The organism is Burkholderia sp. ABCPW 14 (assembly GCF_001523835.1).
Taxonomy (GTDB): Bacteria; Pseudomonadota; Gammaproteobacteria; order Burkholderiales; family Burkholderiaceae; genus Burkholderia; species Burkholderia mayonis.
Window position 1 is genome coordinate 15877 of the sequence record NZ_LOVS01000167.1, and the last position, 15521, is coordinate 31397.

A 15521-nucleotide genomic window follows, 5' to 3' on the forward strand; every position below is an offset into this window, starting at 1 on the left:
CCGGCGCAGCCGCCGCGGCCAGTGGGGTCGTTTTCGCTCCCGCCAGGAATCAGAGGCTGCCCTTCGTCGACGGGATCTGCCCCGCCGCACGCTCGTCGAGCTCCACCGCCATCCGCAGCGCGCGGCCGAACGCCTTGAACACCGTCTCGAGCTGATGGTGCGCATTGACGCCGCGCAGGTTGTCGATATGCAGCGTCACGCCCGCATGATTGACGAAGCCGCGGAAGAATTCGATCGACAGGTCGACGTCGAACGTGCCGATCCGCGCGCGCGTGAACGGCACGTGGAATTCGAGGCCCGGCCGCCCGGAGAAGTCGATCACGACGCGCGACAGCGCCTCGTCGAGCGGCACGTACGAATGGCCGTAGCGGCGGATGCCCTTCTTGTCGCCGATCGCCTTCGCGACGGCCTGGCCGAGCGAGATGCCGACGTCCTCGACCGTATGGTGGTCGTCGATATGCGTGTCCCCATGCGCTTCGATGTCGAGATCGACGAGACCATGGCGCGCGATCTGGTCGAGCATATGGTCGAGGAACGGGACGCCGGTCGCGAGTTTTTGCTTGCCGGCGCCGTCGAGATCGATCTTCACACGGATCTGCGTTTCGCTGGTGTTGCGAACGACTTCCGCCACGCGCATGGTGATTCCTTGAATTGACTGATGTAAATGGGGACGAGAAAGGCGGCGCCCCGGGGTGGCCCGTCAGGGCAGCGCCAGCTTCAGTGCAGCCAGAAGACGCGCGTTTTCTTCGGGAGACCCAACCGTTACGCGCACGCAATTGGCGAGCAATGGGTGCATTTTACTCACGTTTTTGATCAAAACCCGCTCGGTCAACAGTACGTCGAACACGGCGGCCGCGTCCGGCACCCGCACGAGCAGGAAATTGCCGGCGCTCGGGAACACCGTCGCGCCCGGCAGCGCGCCGATCGCGTGCGCGAGCCCGGTGCGCGCGTCGCGCAACTGCGCGGCCTGCGCGTCGAGCACGTCGAGGCGCTCGAGCAGGAACTCGGCCGCCGCCTGCGTCAGCACGTTCACGTTGTACGGCGGGCGCACCTTGTCGAACTGCGCGAGCCACGCGGGCAGCCCGACGAGGTAGCCCAGGCGGATGCCGGCCAGGCCGAGCTTGGACATCGTGCGCATCACGACGACATTGTCGAACTCCGCCGCGCGCGGCAGCCAACTGCGCTGCGCGAACGGCTGGTACGCCTCGTCGATCACGACGAGGCTCGCCTCCGCGGCCGCAATGATCCGCTCGATGCCCTCGTCCGGATACAGCGTGCCCGTCGGGTTGTTCGGATAGGCGAGATAGACGAGCGCCGGCCGGTGCTCGGCGATCGCCGCGAGCATTGCGTCGATGTCGAGTGTCAGGTCGGCCGCGAGCGGCACGCCGACGAACTCGAGCTGCGCGAACTTCGCCGACAGCTCGTACATCACGAAGCCCGGCACCGGCGCGAGCACCTTCGCGCCCGGCCTCGCGCACGCCATCGCGAGCATGCCGATGATCTCGTCCGAGCCGTTGCCGAGCAGCACGTCGCACGCGGCGGGCACGCCCATCGCGGCGCGCAGCTTGTCGATCAGCACGGCGGGACGCGGCGCCGGATAGCGGTTCAGCGCGACATGCGCGAGCCGCTCGCCGAGCTCGGCCGCGAGCTGCGCGGGCAGCGAATACGGGTTCTCCATCGCATCGAGCTTCACGAAGCCCGCCGCATCCGGCACCGGGTAGCTCGTCATCGCGAGCACGTCGCGGCGGATGATGTCTTCTGGCGTAGTCATGGTGGCAATGGCGCACGGCGCCTGCATGGTCTCGGCCCAAGCGCCCTCGCGCGACGCATGCGTCGCGCGGGAGCCGCTTCGCCGGGCGGTCTCGGGTTGTCGTCTTTTTTGGCTGGTCTCGTCTCGCGCTTCCGACGCGCTGGGCTTACCTTTAGCCTTTCTGGCGGTCGCCCGCCCCCTTCATCCGGTACTCGGCGCTCTTCGCGTGCGCCTGCAATCCTTCCCCATAGGCGAGCTCGGACGCGATCTCGCCGAGCGTATGCGCGCCTTCGGCGCTCACTTCGATCAGGCTCGAGCGCTTGAAGAAATCGTAGACGCCGAGCGGCGACGAGAAGCGCGCGGTGCGCGACGTCGGCAGCACGTGGTTCGGGCCCGCGCAGTAGTCGCCGAGGCTCTCGCTCGTGTAGCGGCCGAGGAAGATCGCGCCCGCGTGGCGGATCCGCTTGCCCCATTGCTGCGGATCGAGCGCGGAGATTTCGAGGTGCTCGGGCGCGATGTCGTTCGCGATCTTGCACGCCTCGCTCATGTCGCGCACCTTGACGAGCGCGCCGCGGCCTTCGAGCGATACGCGGATCACATCCTGGCGCGGCATCGTCGGCAGCAGCTCGTCGATCGCCTTCTCGACGCGCTCGATAAACGCATCGTCCGGGCACAGCAGGATCGACTGCGCGAGCTCGTCGTGCTCGGCCTGCGAGAACAGGTCCATCGCGACCCACGACGGATCGGTCGTGCCGTCGCACAGCACGAGGATCTCGGACGGCCCGGCGATCATGTCGATGCCGACCGTGCCGAACACGCGGCGCTTCGCCGACGCGACGTACGCGTTACCCGGGCCGCAGATCTTGTCGACGGCGGGCACCGTCGCCGTGCCGTACGCGAGCGCGGCCACCGCCTGCGCGCCGCCGATCGTGAACACGCGGTCGACGCCGCCCAGGAACGCGGCGGCGAGCACGAGGTCGTTCTTCACGCCGTCCGGCGTCGGCACGACCATCACGATCTCGCCGACGCCCGCGACGCGCGCGGGAATCGCATTCATCAGCACCGACGACGGATACGCCGCCTTGCCGCCCGGCACGTACAGGCCGACGCGGTCGAGCGGCGTCACCTTCTGGCCGAGCACGGTGCCGTCGGATTCTGTGTACTGCCAGCTATGGCTGCCGCACTCGATCTTCTGCTTCTCGTGGTAGCCGCGCACGCGCGCGGCCGCCGCCTCGAGCGCCGCGCGGCGCTTCGGCTCGAGGCTTTCGAGCGCCGCCTCCAGCGCGTCCTGCGGCAGCTCGAGCGCCGCGACGCTTTCCGCGTTCAGGCGGTCGAAGCGGTTCGTGTAGTCGAGCACCGCGGCGTCGCCGCGCGCCCTCACGTCCGCGAGGATCTGCGCGACCGAGCGCTCGATCGCGTCGTCTTCGCTCGCCTCGAACGCGAGCACCGCGCGCAATTCGGCCGCGAATCCTCCGCTTGCCGAATCGAGTTTGCGAATCTTGATAGCCATGCTGTCATCCGTTCCGGTAATGCGCCGAAAACCGCAAGGGTCAGGCGCCGCTCCCCAGCGACGCTCGTTCGAACGCGTCGAGGAACGGCTTCAGCGCGGCGCGCTTCAGTTTCAGCGCGGCCTGGTTCACGACGAGGCGCGACGAGATCGGCATGATCTCCTCGACCTCGACCAGATTGTTCGCCTTCAGTGTGCCGCCCGAGCTGACGAGGTCGACGATCGCGTCGGCCAGGCCCACGAGCGGCGCAAGCTCCATCGAGCCGTACAGCTTGATCAGGTCGACATGCACGCCCTTCGCGGCGAAGTGCTCGCGGGCGGTCTCGACGTACTTCGTCGCGACGCGCAGCCGCGCGCCCTGGCGCACCGCGTTCGCGTAGTCGAAGCCCGCCGGCACGGCAACCGACATCCGGCAGCACGCGATGTTCAGATCGATCGGCTGATACAGCCCGCCGCCGCCGTGCTCGAGCAGCACGTCCTTGCCGGCGACGCCGAAATCGGCCGCGCCATACTCGACGTAGGTCGGCACGTCGGTCGCACGCACGACGATCACGCGCAGGTTCGGGTCGGTGGTCGGCAGGATCAGCTTGCGCGACGTTTCCGGATCCTCGGCGACCGTCACGCCCGCCGCCGCGAGGAGCGGCACGGTTTCCTCGAAGATACGCCCTTTCGACAGCGCCAGCGTCAGCGGTGCGGTCATGCTTCGCTCCCTGAAATACGGCGCACGTTCGCGCCGACGGCCGTCAGCTTCGTTTCCATCCGGTCGTAGCCGCGGTCCAAATGATAGATGCGGTCGACGAGCGTCTCGCCTTCCGCGCAAAGGCCGGCGATCACGAGGCTCGCCGACGCGCGCAGGTCGGTCGCCATCACGTTCGCGCCCGAGAGCTTCGGCACGCCCGTGACGAGCGCCGTGCTGCCATCGACCGTGATGCTCGCGCCGAGGCGGTTCAGTTCCTGCACGTGCATGAAGCGGTTCTCGAAGATCGTCTCGATCACCTGCGCGGAGCCGTCCGCGACCGCGTTCAGCGCCATGAACTGCGCCTGCATGTCGGTCGGGAACGCCGGGTATTCGGACGTGCGGATCGCAACCGCGCCCGGGCGGCGGTCCATCTTCACGCGCAGCCGGTCGCCGCCTTCCTCGATCGTCACGCCCGCTTCGCGCAGCTTGTCGATCACCGCGTCGAGAATCTGCGCGCGCATGCCGGTCAGCGTCACGTCGCCGCCCGCCGCCGCGACCGCGCACAGAAACGTGCCCGCCTCGATCCGGTCCGGGATCACCGCGTGCGTCGCGCCGTGCAGCCTGTCGACACCCTGGATCACGAGCCGGTCGGTGCCGATCCCGTCGATCCTCGCGCCCATCGCGACGAGCAGGTGCGCGAGATCCGACACTTCAGGCTCGCGCGCGGCGTTCTCGATCACCGTCTCGCCGTCCGCGAGCGTCGCCGCCATCAGCAGGTTCTCGGTGCCCGTCACGGTGATCATGTCGGTGACGATCCGCGCGCCCTTCAGGCGCTTCGCGCGCGCCTCGATGTAGCCGTGCTCGATGTGGATCTCCGCGCCCATCGCCTGCAAGCCCTTGATGTGCTGGTCGACGGGCCGCGCGCCGATCGCGCAGCCGCCCGGCAGCGACACCTTCGCATAGCCGAAGCGCGCAAGCAGCGGGCCGAGCACGAGGATCGACGCGCGCATCGTCTTCACGAGTTCGTACGGCGCGACCGGATTGTCGACACGCGACGCGTCGAGCACGACGCGCGCGCCGTCCGTCTCTTCGCGCATGCCCATCTGGTCGAGCAGCTTGAGCGTCGTGCGCACGTCCTTCAGGTTCGGCACGTTGTCGAGATGGACCGGCTCGGCGGTCAAGAGACCCGCGCAGAGGATCGGCAGCGCGGCGTTCTTCGCGCCCGACACGGCGATCTCGCCCGCCAAGCGGCGGCCGCCCTCGATCACGAGCTTGTCCGTTGCATGCGCGTGCGCATCCCGATTGCCGGCCGGGGTTGCCGTGGCGACGCGCTCGACGGCGTCATGTTCGTTGACGGTGACTTGCACTGACTGTTTCCGGTTATGCGTTCTGCCATTCGGCGGGCGTCAGCGTCTTCATGCTGAGCGCGTGGATTTCCTGCTTCATGCGGTCGCCGAGCGCCGCATAGACGAGCTGATGCCGCTGGATCGGCCGCTTGCCCTCGAATGCGGGCGAGACGATCGTCGCGAAGAAATGCTGGCCGTCGCCTTCGACTTCCAGATGAGTGCAGGCAAGACCCGCCTCGATGTATTGCTTGACCAGTTCGGGAGTCGGCAACATGAAATGCTCCTGTCAGTACGCGCCGGGCCGCCCGACGCGAATCGACGCGCGCCCACGGGCGGCGGCGAACGCAGCGAGCGGCGCTCGTTTCATATCAATGACGCAGTTTGTAGCCGGTGGCGAGGAGCCGCATCGCGATCAGCGCGAGCAGCACGAAGAACCCGGCGACGACCGCGAGGCTGGCGAGCGGATCCACGTCGGCGACGCCGAAGAACCCGTAGCGAAAGCCGTCGATCATGTAGAAAAACGGATTGAGCCGCGACACCTCGCGCCACACGGGCGGCAGCGAGTGCGTCGAATAGAACACGCCCGACAGGAACGTGAGCGGCATGATGAGGAAGTTCTGGAACGCGGCGAGCTGATCGAACTTCTCGGCCCAGATCCCCGCGATCAAGCCGAGCGTGCCGAGGATCGCCGAGCCGAACAGCGCGAACGCGAGGATGTAGAACGGCGCGGCGAAGCTCATCGGAATGAACCAGACCGTGACGACGAACACGCCCGCGCCGACCGCGAGCCCGCGCACGACGGACGCGAGCACGTACGCGCCGAAGATGTCCGCGTGCGACAGCGGCGGCAGCAGCATGAACACGAGGTTGCCCGTGATCTTCGACTGGATCAGCGACGACGAGCTGTTCGCGAACGCGTTCTGCAGCACGCTCATCATCACGAGGCCGGGCACGAGGAAGCTCACGTACGCGACGCCCGGATACACCTCGACGCGGCCCGTGAGCGCGTGGCCGAAGATCGTCAGATAGAGGAGCGCCGTGACGACGGGCGCGAGCACCGTCTGGAACGACACCTTCCAAAACCGCAGAATTTCCTTGTAGAACAGCGTGCGAAACCCGCTCATGCCAACCCCTCGATCACATCGGCGCCGTTCATCACCTGCACGAACACATCCTCCAGATCGGCCTTGCGGATCTCGATCTCGTCGAAGCCGCAGCCGGCCGCGCGGCACAGCGACAGGATTCGCTCGACCTCGTCGTAACCGGTGAGCCGCAGCAGGTGCTCGGGCGCGGCAGCCGGCGCGGACTCGGCTTCGAGCGCGCGCAGCTCGGCGGGCAGCGCGCCGTGCGACAGCCGCACGAACAGTTGCAGCCCCGAGAAGCGCTGCAGCAGCGCGCGCGTGCGGTCGAGCGCGACGACTTCGCCGCGCCTGAGCATCGCGATGCGATCGCAGAGCGATTCCGCCTCTTCGAGGTAGTGGGTCGTCAGCACGATCGTGTGGCCCTCGCGGTTCAGCCGCGAGATGAACTTCCACAGCGTCTGGCGCAGTTCGACGTCGACGCCCGCCGTCGGCTCGTCGAGCACGATCACGGGCGGCCGGTGCACGAGCGCCTGCGCGACGAGCACGCGCCGCTTCATCCCGCCCGACAGCGCGCGCATGTTCGCGTCGGCCTTTTCGGTGAGATCGAGGTTCGCCATTACTTCGTCGATCCAGTCGTCGTTGCGGTGAAGTCCGAAATAGCCGGACTGGATCCGCAGCGTCTCGCGAACCGTGAAGAACGGATCGAACACCAGTTCCTGCGGAACGACGCCGAGCGCGCGCCGCGCCGCCCGAAAATCCTTGACGACGTCGTGGCCGCGCACGGTGACGGTGCCTTCGTCGGCGCGCGCGAGGCCGGCGAGAATGCTGATGAGTGTGGTCTTGCCTGCGCCGTTCGGGCCGAGCAGACCGAAAAACTCGCCTTCCTCGACCGACAGGCTGACGCCCTTGAGCGCCTGAAGCGACTTGTAGCGCTTCTTGACGTGACGGATTTCTATGGCTGACATGACTGAGCGCGGCACGACGGCCGCGACGCCTTCTTTATGCTCGATGCGAATGGGGAAATGGGGACCGTTCGGCAGTCCCGCAAAACGGTTGATTATAGGGCAAACCGGCGAGGCCGGCCGGCGCGGGGAACCCGGAGCCGGAACCCTGAAGCGCAAGCCCATTGACGGCGTGAACAGGCCATAGGCCCGCGGGCGGCATGGCAGCCGGCGGCGGGCCCGGACGCGAGCGTCAATGTCGCCCGGAGAGAAGCGTGTCGATGCCGTACGCCTGCGCGAGACTCGCAAGCTTCGGCGGCAGATTGAGGATGTCGAGCGTCACGCCGCGCGCACGCGCGGCGCGCTGCCATGCGAGCAGCACCGCAAGCGCCGACGAATCGAATTGCGCGAGCGCCCCGCAATCGACGGCCGTCGCGCCCGCGTCGATGCGCGCGAGCCCCTCCGCGAGCGCGGCCGTCGCGCTCGCGTGAGTCAGCGTCGCACCGGAGTCGAAGCGGCTCACGACGCCTGCTTGCCCGAGGCAAGCTGCTGGTTGCGCTCGGTCAGGAACTGGATCAGACCGTCGACGCCGCTTTGCTGGATCTTCTCGTTGAACTGCTGCTGGTAGGTCTGGATCAGCCATGCGCCCAGCACGTTCAGGTCATACACGCGCCAGCCCTGCGCCGTCTTGTACAGGCGATAGTCGATCTGCACCGGCTGGCCATTGTTCATCGCAACCGTGCGCACGACTACGTCGGTCGCATCCGCATCGGCGCGGAACGGCGGGTACTGGATCTGCTGATCCGGCTTCAGTTGAGCGAGCGCGCCCGAATACGTGCGGATCAGCAGTTGCTTGAACTGCTCGATCACCTGCTGCTGCTGCGCGGGCGTCGCGGTGCGCCAGTTGCGGCCCATCGCGAGCTGCGTCGTGCGGCGGAAATCGGTGTACGGCAGGATGTCCTTGTTGACGATCGTGATGATGCGGGCGGTATCGCCCTGCTTGATCGTCTGCGCGCGCACTTCGTCGAGCACCTGCTGCGTCGCGGACTTGATGAGCGCCTGCGGATTCGACTGGTCGACTTCCGCGTGCGCGGTTGCCGCGCCGAACGAGAACAGCGCAGCAAAGACGGGGATCAGAAACAGTTTCTTCATAGGTATGACCTGCTTATGTGAGTCGACGCCAACCTTGGAACCGTCGACGGCGGCGCAAGTTCGCGCCGGCCGCCGTCAGAATCGTTTCCGGCTGTAACGAATGTAAGTGCCGGATCAGTGCAGCCGGATGCTCGGGAAGCGGATGCCGCCCGGCGACGGCGGCACGACCTGCTGCGCGGGCACGTTGGTCGCGCTGCTCGGGTTCGGTGCCACGGCCGATGCAGGCGCCGATGCCGATGCCGGCGCCGATGCGGGCGCTGCGCCGGAAGCCGCCGCAGGTGGTGCGGAAGCCGCCGCCGCGCCGCTCGCGGGCGCCGCGGCGCCCTCTTCCGGCATCTCGTAATTCGGCGGCGGCGCTTCGTTGCCGTAATCCGGCAGGTTCGCCTGCGCGGCCGTGCCGCCGCCGATCAGCGCCTGACGGCGCTGCAGGTATGCGTTGCGCACGAACGAATACTTGTCGATCGCGGCCGCCTCGAGCACGTCGCCCGCGCCGAGCAGGTTCGCGCGCGTGTTGACGAGGTTCAGGCCGAACAGACCCCAGCTCACGCTGTCGGGCCGCACGTAGGTGAGCGGATTGCCGGCATAGTCGACGGCAAGGCCCGCCGTGTCGCGCACGGTGCTCGGGCCGAGCAGCGGCAGCACGAGGTACGGGCCGCTCGGCACGCCGTAGTGGCCGAGCGTGATGCCGAAGTCGTTCGCATGCTTCGGCAGGTTCGCGAGCGTCGCGACGTCGAACAGGCCGCCGACGCCGAACACCGTGTTGATCACAACCCGCATGATGTCGCCAACGCCGTCGGCGATCTTCAGCTGCACGAGGTTGTTCGCCGCGATATAGACGTCGCCGATGTTCGAGAAGAAGTTCGTCACGCTGTCGCGCATCGGCTGCGGCACCGCCCATTGGTAGCCGCGCGCGACGGGCTTGAGCGCGTATTGGTCGACCGTGTCGTTGAACGTGTACATCGTCCGGTTGAAGCCTTCCAGCGGATCGCCCTTCGTCGGCGTCTGCACGGTCGCGCAACCGCTGAATGCCGCGGCCGCCGTGATCGCCAGCACCGCTTGGCTGATGCGGATCGTCTGCATGATGTTCTTCCCCTCGTTTCTTCTGTCGTGTTCCGCTTGCGCGACGTTCAATGCGCCGCCGCGCCCGATGCAGCCGGCGCCGGCGCGCCCGACGCCGCGGCGGCCGGCTTCGCGCCGCCCGCGTCCGCGGCCTTGCTGTACAGGAATTGGCCGATCAGGTTCTCGAGCACGATCGCAGACTGCGTCATCGCGATCGTATCGCCCGCCTTCAGCATTTCCGTGTCGCCGCCCGGCTCGAGGCCGATGTACTGCTCGCCGAGCAGGCCCGACGTCAGGATCTTCGCCGACGAATCCTTCGGAAACTGATACTGCTTGTCGAGATCGATCGTGACGAGCGCCTGGTAGGTGTTCGTGTCGAAGCCGATCGAGCCGACGCGGCCGACGACGACGCCCGCGCTCTTCACGGCGGCGCGCGGCTTCAGGCCGCCGATGTTGTCGAACTTCAGCTTGACCGCGTAAGTCGGCTGAAACGACAGCGAACTCATGTTGCCGACTTTCAGCGCGAGGAACAGCAACGCGAGAAAGCCCAACACTACGAAGAGGCCGACCCAGAAGTCGAGAGCAATCTTTTTCATCGTCATCCCAGAAAAGGCTTAGCTGAACATCAACGCGGTCAGCAGGAAATCGAGGCCGAGTACGGCGAGCGATGCGTACACGACAGTCTTGGTCGTCGCGCGCGACACGCCCTCGGGCGTCGGCTTCGCTTCGTAACCCTGAAACAGTGCAATAAACGTGACGGCGAAACCGAACACGATGCTCTTCAGCACGCCGTTGCCGATGTCGGCCCACACTTCGACGCCGCCTTGCATCTGCGACCAGAACGCGCCGGGGTCGACGCCGATCAGCAGCACGCCGACGATATAGCCGCCGAGCACGCCGACCGCGCTGAAGATCGCGGCGAGGAGCGGCATCGCGATGACGCCCGCCCACATCCGCGGTGCGATCACATTCTTGAGCGGGTCGACCGCCATCATCTCGAGCGCGGTGAGCTGCTCGCCCGCCTTCATGAGGCCGATCTCGGCCGTGAGCGATGTGCCCGCGCGGCCCGCGAACAGGAGCGCCGACACGACGGGGCCGAGCTCGCGCACGAGCGACAGCGCGACGAGCAGGCCGAGCGCCTGCTCGGAGCCGTAGCGGTTCAGCGTGTAGTAGCCCTGCAGGCCGAGCACGAAGCCGACGAAGAGGCCCGACACGGCGATGATCACGAACGAATAATTGCCGAGGAAGTGGATCTGCTTCGTGACGAGCCGCGGCCGCCTCAGCAGCGAGAAGAACTCGAGCACGACGCGCACGAACATCCGGGTCGCGTAGCCCGCGCGCTCGAGTCCGCCGAGCACGAAACGTCCGATCGCGCTAATCATCTGCGCCCTCCGCCAAGGCCGAAATCCGCCGCGAGCGGCTGGCTCATGTAGTGAAATTTGAACGGGCCGTCCGGCGCGCCGTCGATGAACTGGCGCACGCTCGGATCGGTCGACGCGCGAAGCGCGTCGGGCGTGCCCTCGGCGAGGACGCCGCCGTTCGCGAGGAAGTAGACGTAGTCGGCGATCGCGAACGATTCCGGCACGTCGTGCGTGACGAGGATCGACGTCGCGCCGAGCGCGTGGTTCAGCGTGCGGATCAGGTTCGCTGTGATGCCGAGTGAAATCGGGTCAAGCCCCGCGAACGGCTCGTCGTACATGATGAGTTGCGGATCGAGCGCGATCGCGCGCGCGAGCGCGATGCGCCGCGCCATCCCGCCTGATACTTCGGACGGCATCAGGTTGCGCGCGCCGCGCAGGCCCACCGCGTTGAGCTTCATCAGCACGAGATCGCGGATCAGGTCTTCTGGCAGGTTCGTGTGCTCGCGAAGCGCGAATGCGACGTTGTCGAACACCGACATGTCGGTGAAGAGCGCGCCGAACTGGAACAGCATGCCCATCTTTCGGCGCAGCGCGTACAGGCCGTCGCGCGTCTGCGCGCCGACGTCGGCGCCGTCGAACAGCACCTGGCCGCGGCGCGCACGCACGAGGCCGCCGATCAGGCGCAGCACGGTGGTCTTGCCGCAGCCGGAACCGCCCATCACCGCGACCACCTGGCCGCGCGCGAAGCGCATGTTCAGGTTCGACAGGACGAGACGATCGCCGTAGCCGAAATCGACGTCGTGAAGCGCTAGCAGGGACTCGGAGGAGAAGCTCACGGAGCTGACAATCCTTATACGCAGAACGCCGAATTATAGGGCCTGCATTCGAATGATGTCGTGAAGGCCTCTCAGGCGTTCCAGTCAGAGATTGTCAAATTATCGTCCGAATATTTGCTGCATCGCAATGATCGCCGCTCGATAGTCGGCAGCGGCCGTGACCGCGCTGACGACGGCCGCGCTGCCGACGCCCGCCGCCAGCACGGCGCCGAGCGTGTCGACGGTGATGCCGCCGATCGCGACGAGCGGCGCCTGCGGCCCCGCGAAGCGCGCATAGCGCGCGAGCCGCGCCAACCCCTGCGGCGGCGCGGCGACCGCCTTCGTCGCGGTCGCGAACACCGGGCCGAGCGCGAGGTAGCTCGGTCTCACCTGCAGCGCGACGAGCATTTCGTAATACCCGTGGCTCGACAGCCCGAGCCGCACGCCGGCCTGCGCGATCGCCGCGAGATCGGCTGTTTCGAGGTCTTCCTGGCCGAGGTGGATGCCGTACGCGCCCGCGTCGAGCGCGAGCCGCCAGTGATCGTTGATGAACACGCGCGCGTCCGGATGACGGCGGCCCGCGGCGACGGCCCGCCCGATCTGGGCGCGCAGCGCGTCGGGCGACGCATCCTTCACGCGCAGTTGCACCGTCTTCACGCCGCAGTCGAGCACCCGCTCGACCCATTCGGCGCTCGGCAGCACCGGATACAGGCCGAGCCGCTGCGGGCACGCCGGGAACGCGCGCTCGGGCGACGCGGCCACATCGAGCGCGCGCGGAAAGCGTACCGGATCGACCGGCCAGGGATCGTCGCCGCGCGCCTCGTCGCCGTCGCGCCACGCGAGCGCGAGCACGAGCGCGTCAGTCGCCGGAAAGCCGCAATCGAGGAACGCGGCGAGCGCGGCGATCCAGTCTTCGGCGAGCGGCGCGCGCGCGGCGAGCGCATGGCGCGCCGCGCCGGCGTACAGCGTCGCCGACGTGTCGTCGATGACGATCGCCTGCGCGCCCGCCGCGGTCAGCCGCGCGAGATGGGCGGCGTCGGCATCGGCGTCGCCCGCGGTCGCGACCCACAGGTCGCCCGCGCGCGGATGCTCGGGCGGCGCGAGGCAGATCCGCGAGCGCGCCGCGGGCTGCGGCCACACGCCGAGCGTCGCGCGAATTCGCTCGGCGGCCTCGGTGAGCTCGTCGGCGGGCGGCCAGAACGCGTCGTGCAGCGCGGCGCTCATGCGTGGCTCCCGTCCTGGTGCCAGAACGGCATCCCGACGACGGGCGTGCTCGCGTGCGCGGTCTCGCGCGCGTCCATCGGCCCGGCCAGGTACGCGGCGCGCCCCGCCTCGACGCCCTGCGCGAACGCGCGCGCCATGATCTCCGGATGCGTCGCCTGCGACACGGCGGTGTTGAGCAGCACGCCGTCGAAGCCCCACTCCATCACCTGGCACGCGTGCGACGGCACGCCGAGCCCCGCGTCGACGATGAGCGGCACGTCCGGCAACCGCTCGCGCAGCACGCGCAGCCCGTACGGGTTCACGACGCCCTTGCCGGTGCCGATCGGCGCGCCCCACGGCATCAGCGCCTCGCAGCCCGCATCGAGCAGGCGCCGGCCGATCACGAGATCCTCGGTGCAGTACGGCAGCACCTTGAAGCCATCCTTCACGAGCAGCGTTGCCGCTTCGATGAGGCCGACCGGGTCCGGCTGCAGCGTGTAATCGTCGCCGATCAGCTCGAGCTTGATCCAGTCGGTCTCGAACACTTCGCGCGCCATCTGCGCGGTCGTCACCGCCTCGGCGACCGTCTGGCAGCCCGCCGTGTTCGGCAACAGCGGCACGTTGTGGCGCTTGAGCAGATCGAAGAAGCCGGCCTCGGCCGCGCCGGCGTTCATCTGGCGCCGCAGCGCGACCGTCACCATGCCCGGCCGCGCGGCGGCGATCGAATCGGACAGCGACTGCAGCGACGGATAGCGCGACGTGCCGAGCAGCACGCGGCTCGCGAAGGTTGTGCCGTGCAGCGTGAGCGTGTCGGCGGAAGAAAGGGGCGTCATCGGAAGATCCTGTGGGGGCGGGTTGCAGGGACGAAGCTGGCGCGCCAACGCGTCAGCCGCCTGCGACCGGATGCACGATGTCGAGCTTGTCGCCCGCGGCGAGCGCGCGTGCCGCGTGCTGCGTGCGCGCGACGAACGCGCCGTTGATCGCGACCGCGAACGGCGGCCGCGCGCCGTATGCGGCGAGCGCGTCGGCGAGCGTCGCGCCGTCGGGCAGCGTGAGCGTCTGTTGATTGATCTGGATGTCCATGATGCTGTCGATATCGATTGATCGGATCGCGGGCCGCGCTCACGCGGGCGCGTGCGCCGCGCCGTGCTGCAGCAGCGCCGGCCAGCGCGCGTCGTCGCGCCACGCGGCGAACGTGTCGGCATCCTTCACCGTACGCTCGATCAGCGCCCGTGCGAAGCGGGCCGCGGTGTCGGCGAGTTCCGGCGCGATCATGAAGCCGTGCCGGTACAGACCGTTGACCGCGAGCGTCGCGCCGCCGTCCCAGACGAGCGCCGGGCGATGGTCGGGCAGCGTCGGCCGGCATTGCGAATTCAGCTCGAGAATGCGCGCCTCGCCGAACGCCGGATGCACCGAGAACGCGGCGCTCAGCAGCTCGAGCGCCGAGCGCACGCTGACGGGCGACATGTCCTCGCCTTCGATCTCGGTCGCGCCGATCACGTAGAGATCGTTCTCCTTCGGCGCGACGTAGAGCGGATAGCGCGGATGCAGAAGCCGCACGGGGCGCGTGAGGCCGATGCCCGGCGCGTGCACGCGCGCGACCTCGCCGCGAATCCCGCGCAGCGTCGGCATCTGCGCCTTCGCGCCGAGCCCGCGGCAATCGATCGTGATGCGCGCGGCGGGCGCCGCCTGCGGCTCGATTGCGGCGTTCCAGTGCGCGTCGACGCCGCGCTCGGCAAGGCCCGCGGCGAGCGCGTGCAGCACCTGGCGGTTGTCGAGCTGGCCTTCGCGCGGCAGCAGGAGGCCGTGCGCGAAGCGCCCGGCGAGCGCCGGCTCGGCCGCGTCGACCTGTGCGCCCGCGAGCGCGACGAGGCCGCCGTCGAGCAGCTCGGCGCTCGCGTTCGCGCGCACGCGGCGCTCGAAGAGCGGCGCTTCCGCGCGATCCGCGTGATGCCAGACGACAAGCGTGCCGTTGCGCTGGAAGAACACGGGCTCGGGCAGCTCGGCGAGCCAGCGCGGCCAGAGGTCGAACGATGCGACGCCGAGATCGGTGATGAAGCGCTCGGCGCTCGCCGCTTCGGCGAGCGGCGCGAGCATCGCCGCCGCGACCCACGCGGCGGAACCCGAGCCCGCCGCGTCGCCGCGCTCGTAGAGCGCGACGCGGTGACCCGCGCCCGCGAAGCGCCACGCGATCAGGCGGCCGACGAGGCCGCCGCCCAGCACCGCGAAATCGGGTTCAGACGCGTGCAGGTTCATCGCATCCGCCCGTCGTGTTCGTCACCAAGAGACGGCCCGAAAGGCGGGCCGGGGAAGCCGCCGCGGCCGACGGCTCGCAGCGAAGCAAAAGAACTGAAGATTGCACGGTCATCGATACCTTCCGTCACGCGCGAAGATGCGCACCCAAAAGGACGAAACCGGCGACTGAGGCCGGCCGGAACCATGCGACGCGCAGCTCGACAAAGCGACGGCGGCGGGCGCGGCCCGGCGGGATCGGAAACTTCCCGCGCCGGTATTACCCGGATCGAGTGCGAAGGGTCTCTCTCAGCCTCGCCGCGCATCCGGCCGTGCCGATCGGCAGGGCCGAGGCGCGCGAAGCACCCCTGTTTCGTCGACGGCCATTAGACCA

Annotated in this window: 18 protein-coding genes and 1 riboswitch; all 18 genes read right to left on the bottom strand. The window is 68.4% G+C overall.

Features of this window, described 5'->3' with window-relative positions; translation table 11 throughout:
* Positions 1-49: 49 nt before the first annotated feature.
* The 18 genes from hisB to WS62_RS26410 all read right to left on the bottom strand — a co-directional run bounded on the left by hisB (position 50) and on the right by WS62_RS26410 (position 15151).
* Entirely contained in the window at positions 50-637 is a 588-nt protein-coding gene (gene hisB / locus WS62_RS26325) for an imidazoleglycerol-phosphate dehydratase HisB (protein ID WP_066577159.1), read from the bottom strand.
* A gap of 63 nt (positions 638-700) precedes the next feature.
* On the bottom strand, positions 701-1771 hold the full coding sequence (gene hisC / locus WS62_RS26330) for a histidinol-phosphate transaminase (RefSeq protein WP_066577161.1): 1071 nt from the start codon (positions 1769-1771) through the stop codon (positions 701-703).
* Between the two features lie 151 nt (positions 1772-1922).
* Positions 1923-3260 carry a histidinol dehydrogenase gene (gene hisD, locus WS62_RS26335; protein ID WP_066577163.1) on the bottom strand — a complete coding sequence of 446 codons (1338 nt, stop codon included), beginning with the start codon at positions 3258-3260 and terminating at the stop codon, positions 1923-1925.
* A gap of 40 nt (positions 3261-3300) precedes the next feature.
* Entirely contained in the window at positions 3301-3957 is a 657-nt protein-coding gene (gene hisG, locus WS62_RS26340; RefSeq protein ID WP_066493955.1) for an ATP phosphoribosyltransferase, read from the bottom strand.
* On the bottom strand, positions 3954-5303 hold the full coding sequence (gene murA / locus WS62_RS26345) for a UDP-N-acetylglucosamine 1-carboxyvinyltransferase (protein WP_066577165.1): 1350 nt from the start codon (positions 5301-5303) through the stop codon (positions 3954-3956). Before murA ends, hisG begins: the two co-directional genes overlap by 4 nt.
* Before the next feature lie 13 nt (positions 5304-5316).
* Positions 5317-5556, bottom strand: coding sequence for a BolA family protein (locus tag WS62_RS26350; RefSeq protein WP_006029348.1), 240 nt, complete (start codon positions 5554-5556; stop codon positions 5317-5319).
* Positions 5557-5650: 94 nt separating this feature from the next.
* Positions 5651-6406, bottom strand: coding sequence for an ABC transporter permease (locus tag WS62_RS26355; RefSeq protein WP_066493957.1), 756 nt, complete (start codon positions 6404-6406; stop codon positions 5651-5653).
* Positions 6403-7329 carry an ABC transporter ATP-binding protein gene (locus tag WS62_RS26360; RefSeq protein ID WP_066493958.1) on the bottom strand — a complete coding sequence of 309 codons (927 nt, stop codon included), beginning with the start codon at positions 7327-7329 and terminating at the stop codon, positions 6403-6405. Before WS62_RS26360 ends, WS62_RS26355 begins: the two co-directional genes overlap by 4 nt.
* Before the next feature lie 229 nt (positions 7330-7558).
* Positions 7559-7828: an STAS domain-containing protein gene (locus WS62_RS26365; RefSeq protein ID WP_066493959.1), complete on the bottom strand. Its 270-nt coding sequence runs from the start codon at positions 7826-7828 to the stop codon at positions 7559-7561.
* Complete coding sequence (locus WS62_RS26370) at positions 7825-8457, bottom strand: MlaC/ttg2D family ABC transporter substrate-binding protein (RefSeq protein ID WP_066493960.1); 633 nt, start codon at positions 8455-8457, stop codon at positions 7825-7827. Before WS62_RS26370 ends, WS62_RS26365 begins: the two co-directional genes overlap by 4 nt.
* Positions 8458-8571: 114 nt before the next feature.
* Positions 8572-9537: an MlaA family lipoprotein gene (locus WS62_RS26375; RefSeq protein ID WP_066577240.1), complete on the bottom strand. Its 966-nt coding sequence runs from the start codon at positions 9535-9537 to the stop codon at positions 8572-8574.
* 47 nt (positions 9538-9584) lie between these two features.
* Positions 9585-10118 (bottom strand): outer membrane lipid asymmetry maintenance protein MlaD, encoded by a 534-nt coding sequence (mlaD, locus tag WS62_RS26380; protein WP_066577168.1) that lies wholly within the window; start codon positions 10116-10118, stop codon positions 9585-9587.
* A 12-nt stretch (positions 10119-10130) separates the two neighbouring features.
* The gene (mlaE, locus tag WS62_RS26385) at positions 10131-10898 is read right to left on the bottom strand and encodes a lipid asymmetry maintenance ABC transporter permease subunit MlaE (RefSeq protein WP_066577170.1); all 768 of its coding nucleotides are present in this window, start codon (positions 10896-10898) and stop codon (positions 10131-10133) included.
* A complete protein-coding gene (locus WS62_RS26390) occupies positions 10895-11713 on the bottom strand; it encodes an ABC transporter ATP-binding protein (protein ID WP_066577173.1) in 819 nt (272 codons plus the stop codon). The genes mlaE and WS62_RS26390 overlap by 4 nt, the downstream gene beginning before the upstream one ends.
* 99 nt (positions 11714-11812) lie before the next feature.
* Positions 11813-12916, bottom strand: coding sequence for a thiamine phosphate synthase (gene thiE, locus WS62_RS35025; RefSeq protein ID WP_082721304.1), 1104 nt, complete (start codon positions 12914-12916; stop codon positions 11813-11815).
* Positions 12913-13728: a thiazole synthase gene (locus tag WS62_RS26400; protein ID WP_059472219.1), complete on the bottom strand. Its 816-nt coding sequence runs from the start codon at positions 13726-13728 to the stop codon at positions 12913-12915. Before WS62_RS26400 ends, thiE begins: the two co-directional genes overlap by 4 nt.
* A 52-nt stretch (positions 13729-13780) precedes the next feature.
* Positions 13781-13978: a sulfur carrier protein ThiS gene (thiS, locus tag WS62_RS26405; protein WP_066577176.1), complete on the bottom strand. Its 198-nt coding sequence runs from the start codon at positions 13976-13978 to the stop codon at positions 13781-13783.
* A 39-nt stretch (positions 13979-14017) separates the two neighbouring features.
* Complete coding sequence (locus WS62_RS26410; RefSeq protein WP_066577179.1) at positions 14018-15151, bottom strand: FAD-dependent oxidoreductase; 1134 nt, start codon at positions 15149-15151, stop codon at positions 14018-14020.
* A gap of 225 nt (positions 15152-15376) precedes the next feature.
* A riboswitch (TPP riboswitch) is annotated at positions 15377-15507 on the bottom strand.
* Between the last annotated feature and the right edge of the window lie 14 nt (positions 15508-15521).

Coding starts and splice junctions, on each gene's coding strand:
- hisB (WP_066577159.1), bottom strand. CDS start 637: ATGCGCGTGGCGGAAGTCGTTCGCAACACCAGCGAAACGCAGATCCGT.
- hisC (WP_066577161.1), bottom strand. CDS start 1,771: ATGACTACGCCAGAAGACATCATCCGCCGCGACGTGCTCGCGATGACG.
- hisD (WP_066577163.1), bottom strand. CDS start 3,260: ATGGCTATCAAGATTCGCAAACTCGATTCGGCAAGCGGAGGATTCGCG.
- hisG (WP_066493955.1), bottom strand. CDS start 3,957: ATGACCGCACCGCTGACGCTGGCGCTGTCGAAAGGGCGTATCTTCGAG.
- WS62_RS26350 (WP_006029348.1), bottom strand. CDS start 5,556: ATGTTGCCGACTCCCGAACTGGTCAAGCAATACATCGAGGCGGGTCTT.
- WS62_RS26355 (WP_066493957.1), bottom strand. CDS start 6,406: ATGAGCGGGTTTCGCACGCTGTTCTACAAGGAAATTCTGCGGTTTTGG.
- WS62_RS26360 (WP_066493958.1), bottom strand. CDS start 7,329: ATGTCAGCCATAGAAATCCGTCACGTCAAGAAGCGCTACAAGTCGCTT.
- WS62_RS26370 (WP_066493960.1), bottom strand. CDS start 8,457: ATGAAGAAACTGTTTCTGATCCCCGTCTTTGCTGCGCTGTTCTCGTTC.
- WS62_RS26375 (WP_066577240.1), bottom strand. CDS start 9,537: ATGCAGACGATCCGCATCAGCCAAGCGGTGCTGGCGATCACGGCGGCC.
- mlaD (WP_066577168.1), bottom strand. CDS start 10,118: ATGACGATGAAAAAGATTGCTCTCGACTTCTGGGTCGGCCTCTTCGTA.
- mlaE (WP_066577170.1), bottom strand. CDS start 10,898: ATGATTAGCGCGATCGGACGTTTCGTGCTCGGCGGACTCGAGCGCGCG.
- thiE (WP_082721304.1), bottom strand. CDS start 12,916: ATGAGCGCCGCGCTGCACGACGCGTTCTGGCCGCCCGCCGACGAGCTC.
- WS62_RS26400 (WP_059472219.1), bottom strand. CDS start 13,728: ATGACGCCCCTTTCTTCCGCCGACACGCTCACGCTGCACGGCACAACC.
- thiS (WP_066577176.1), bottom strand. CDS start 13,978: ATGGACATCCAGATCAATCAACAGACGCTCACGCTGCCCGACGGCGCG.
- WS62_RS26410 (WP_066577179.1), bottom strand. CDS start 15,151: ATGAACCTGCACGCGTCTGAACCCGATTTCGCGGTGCTGGGCGGCGGC.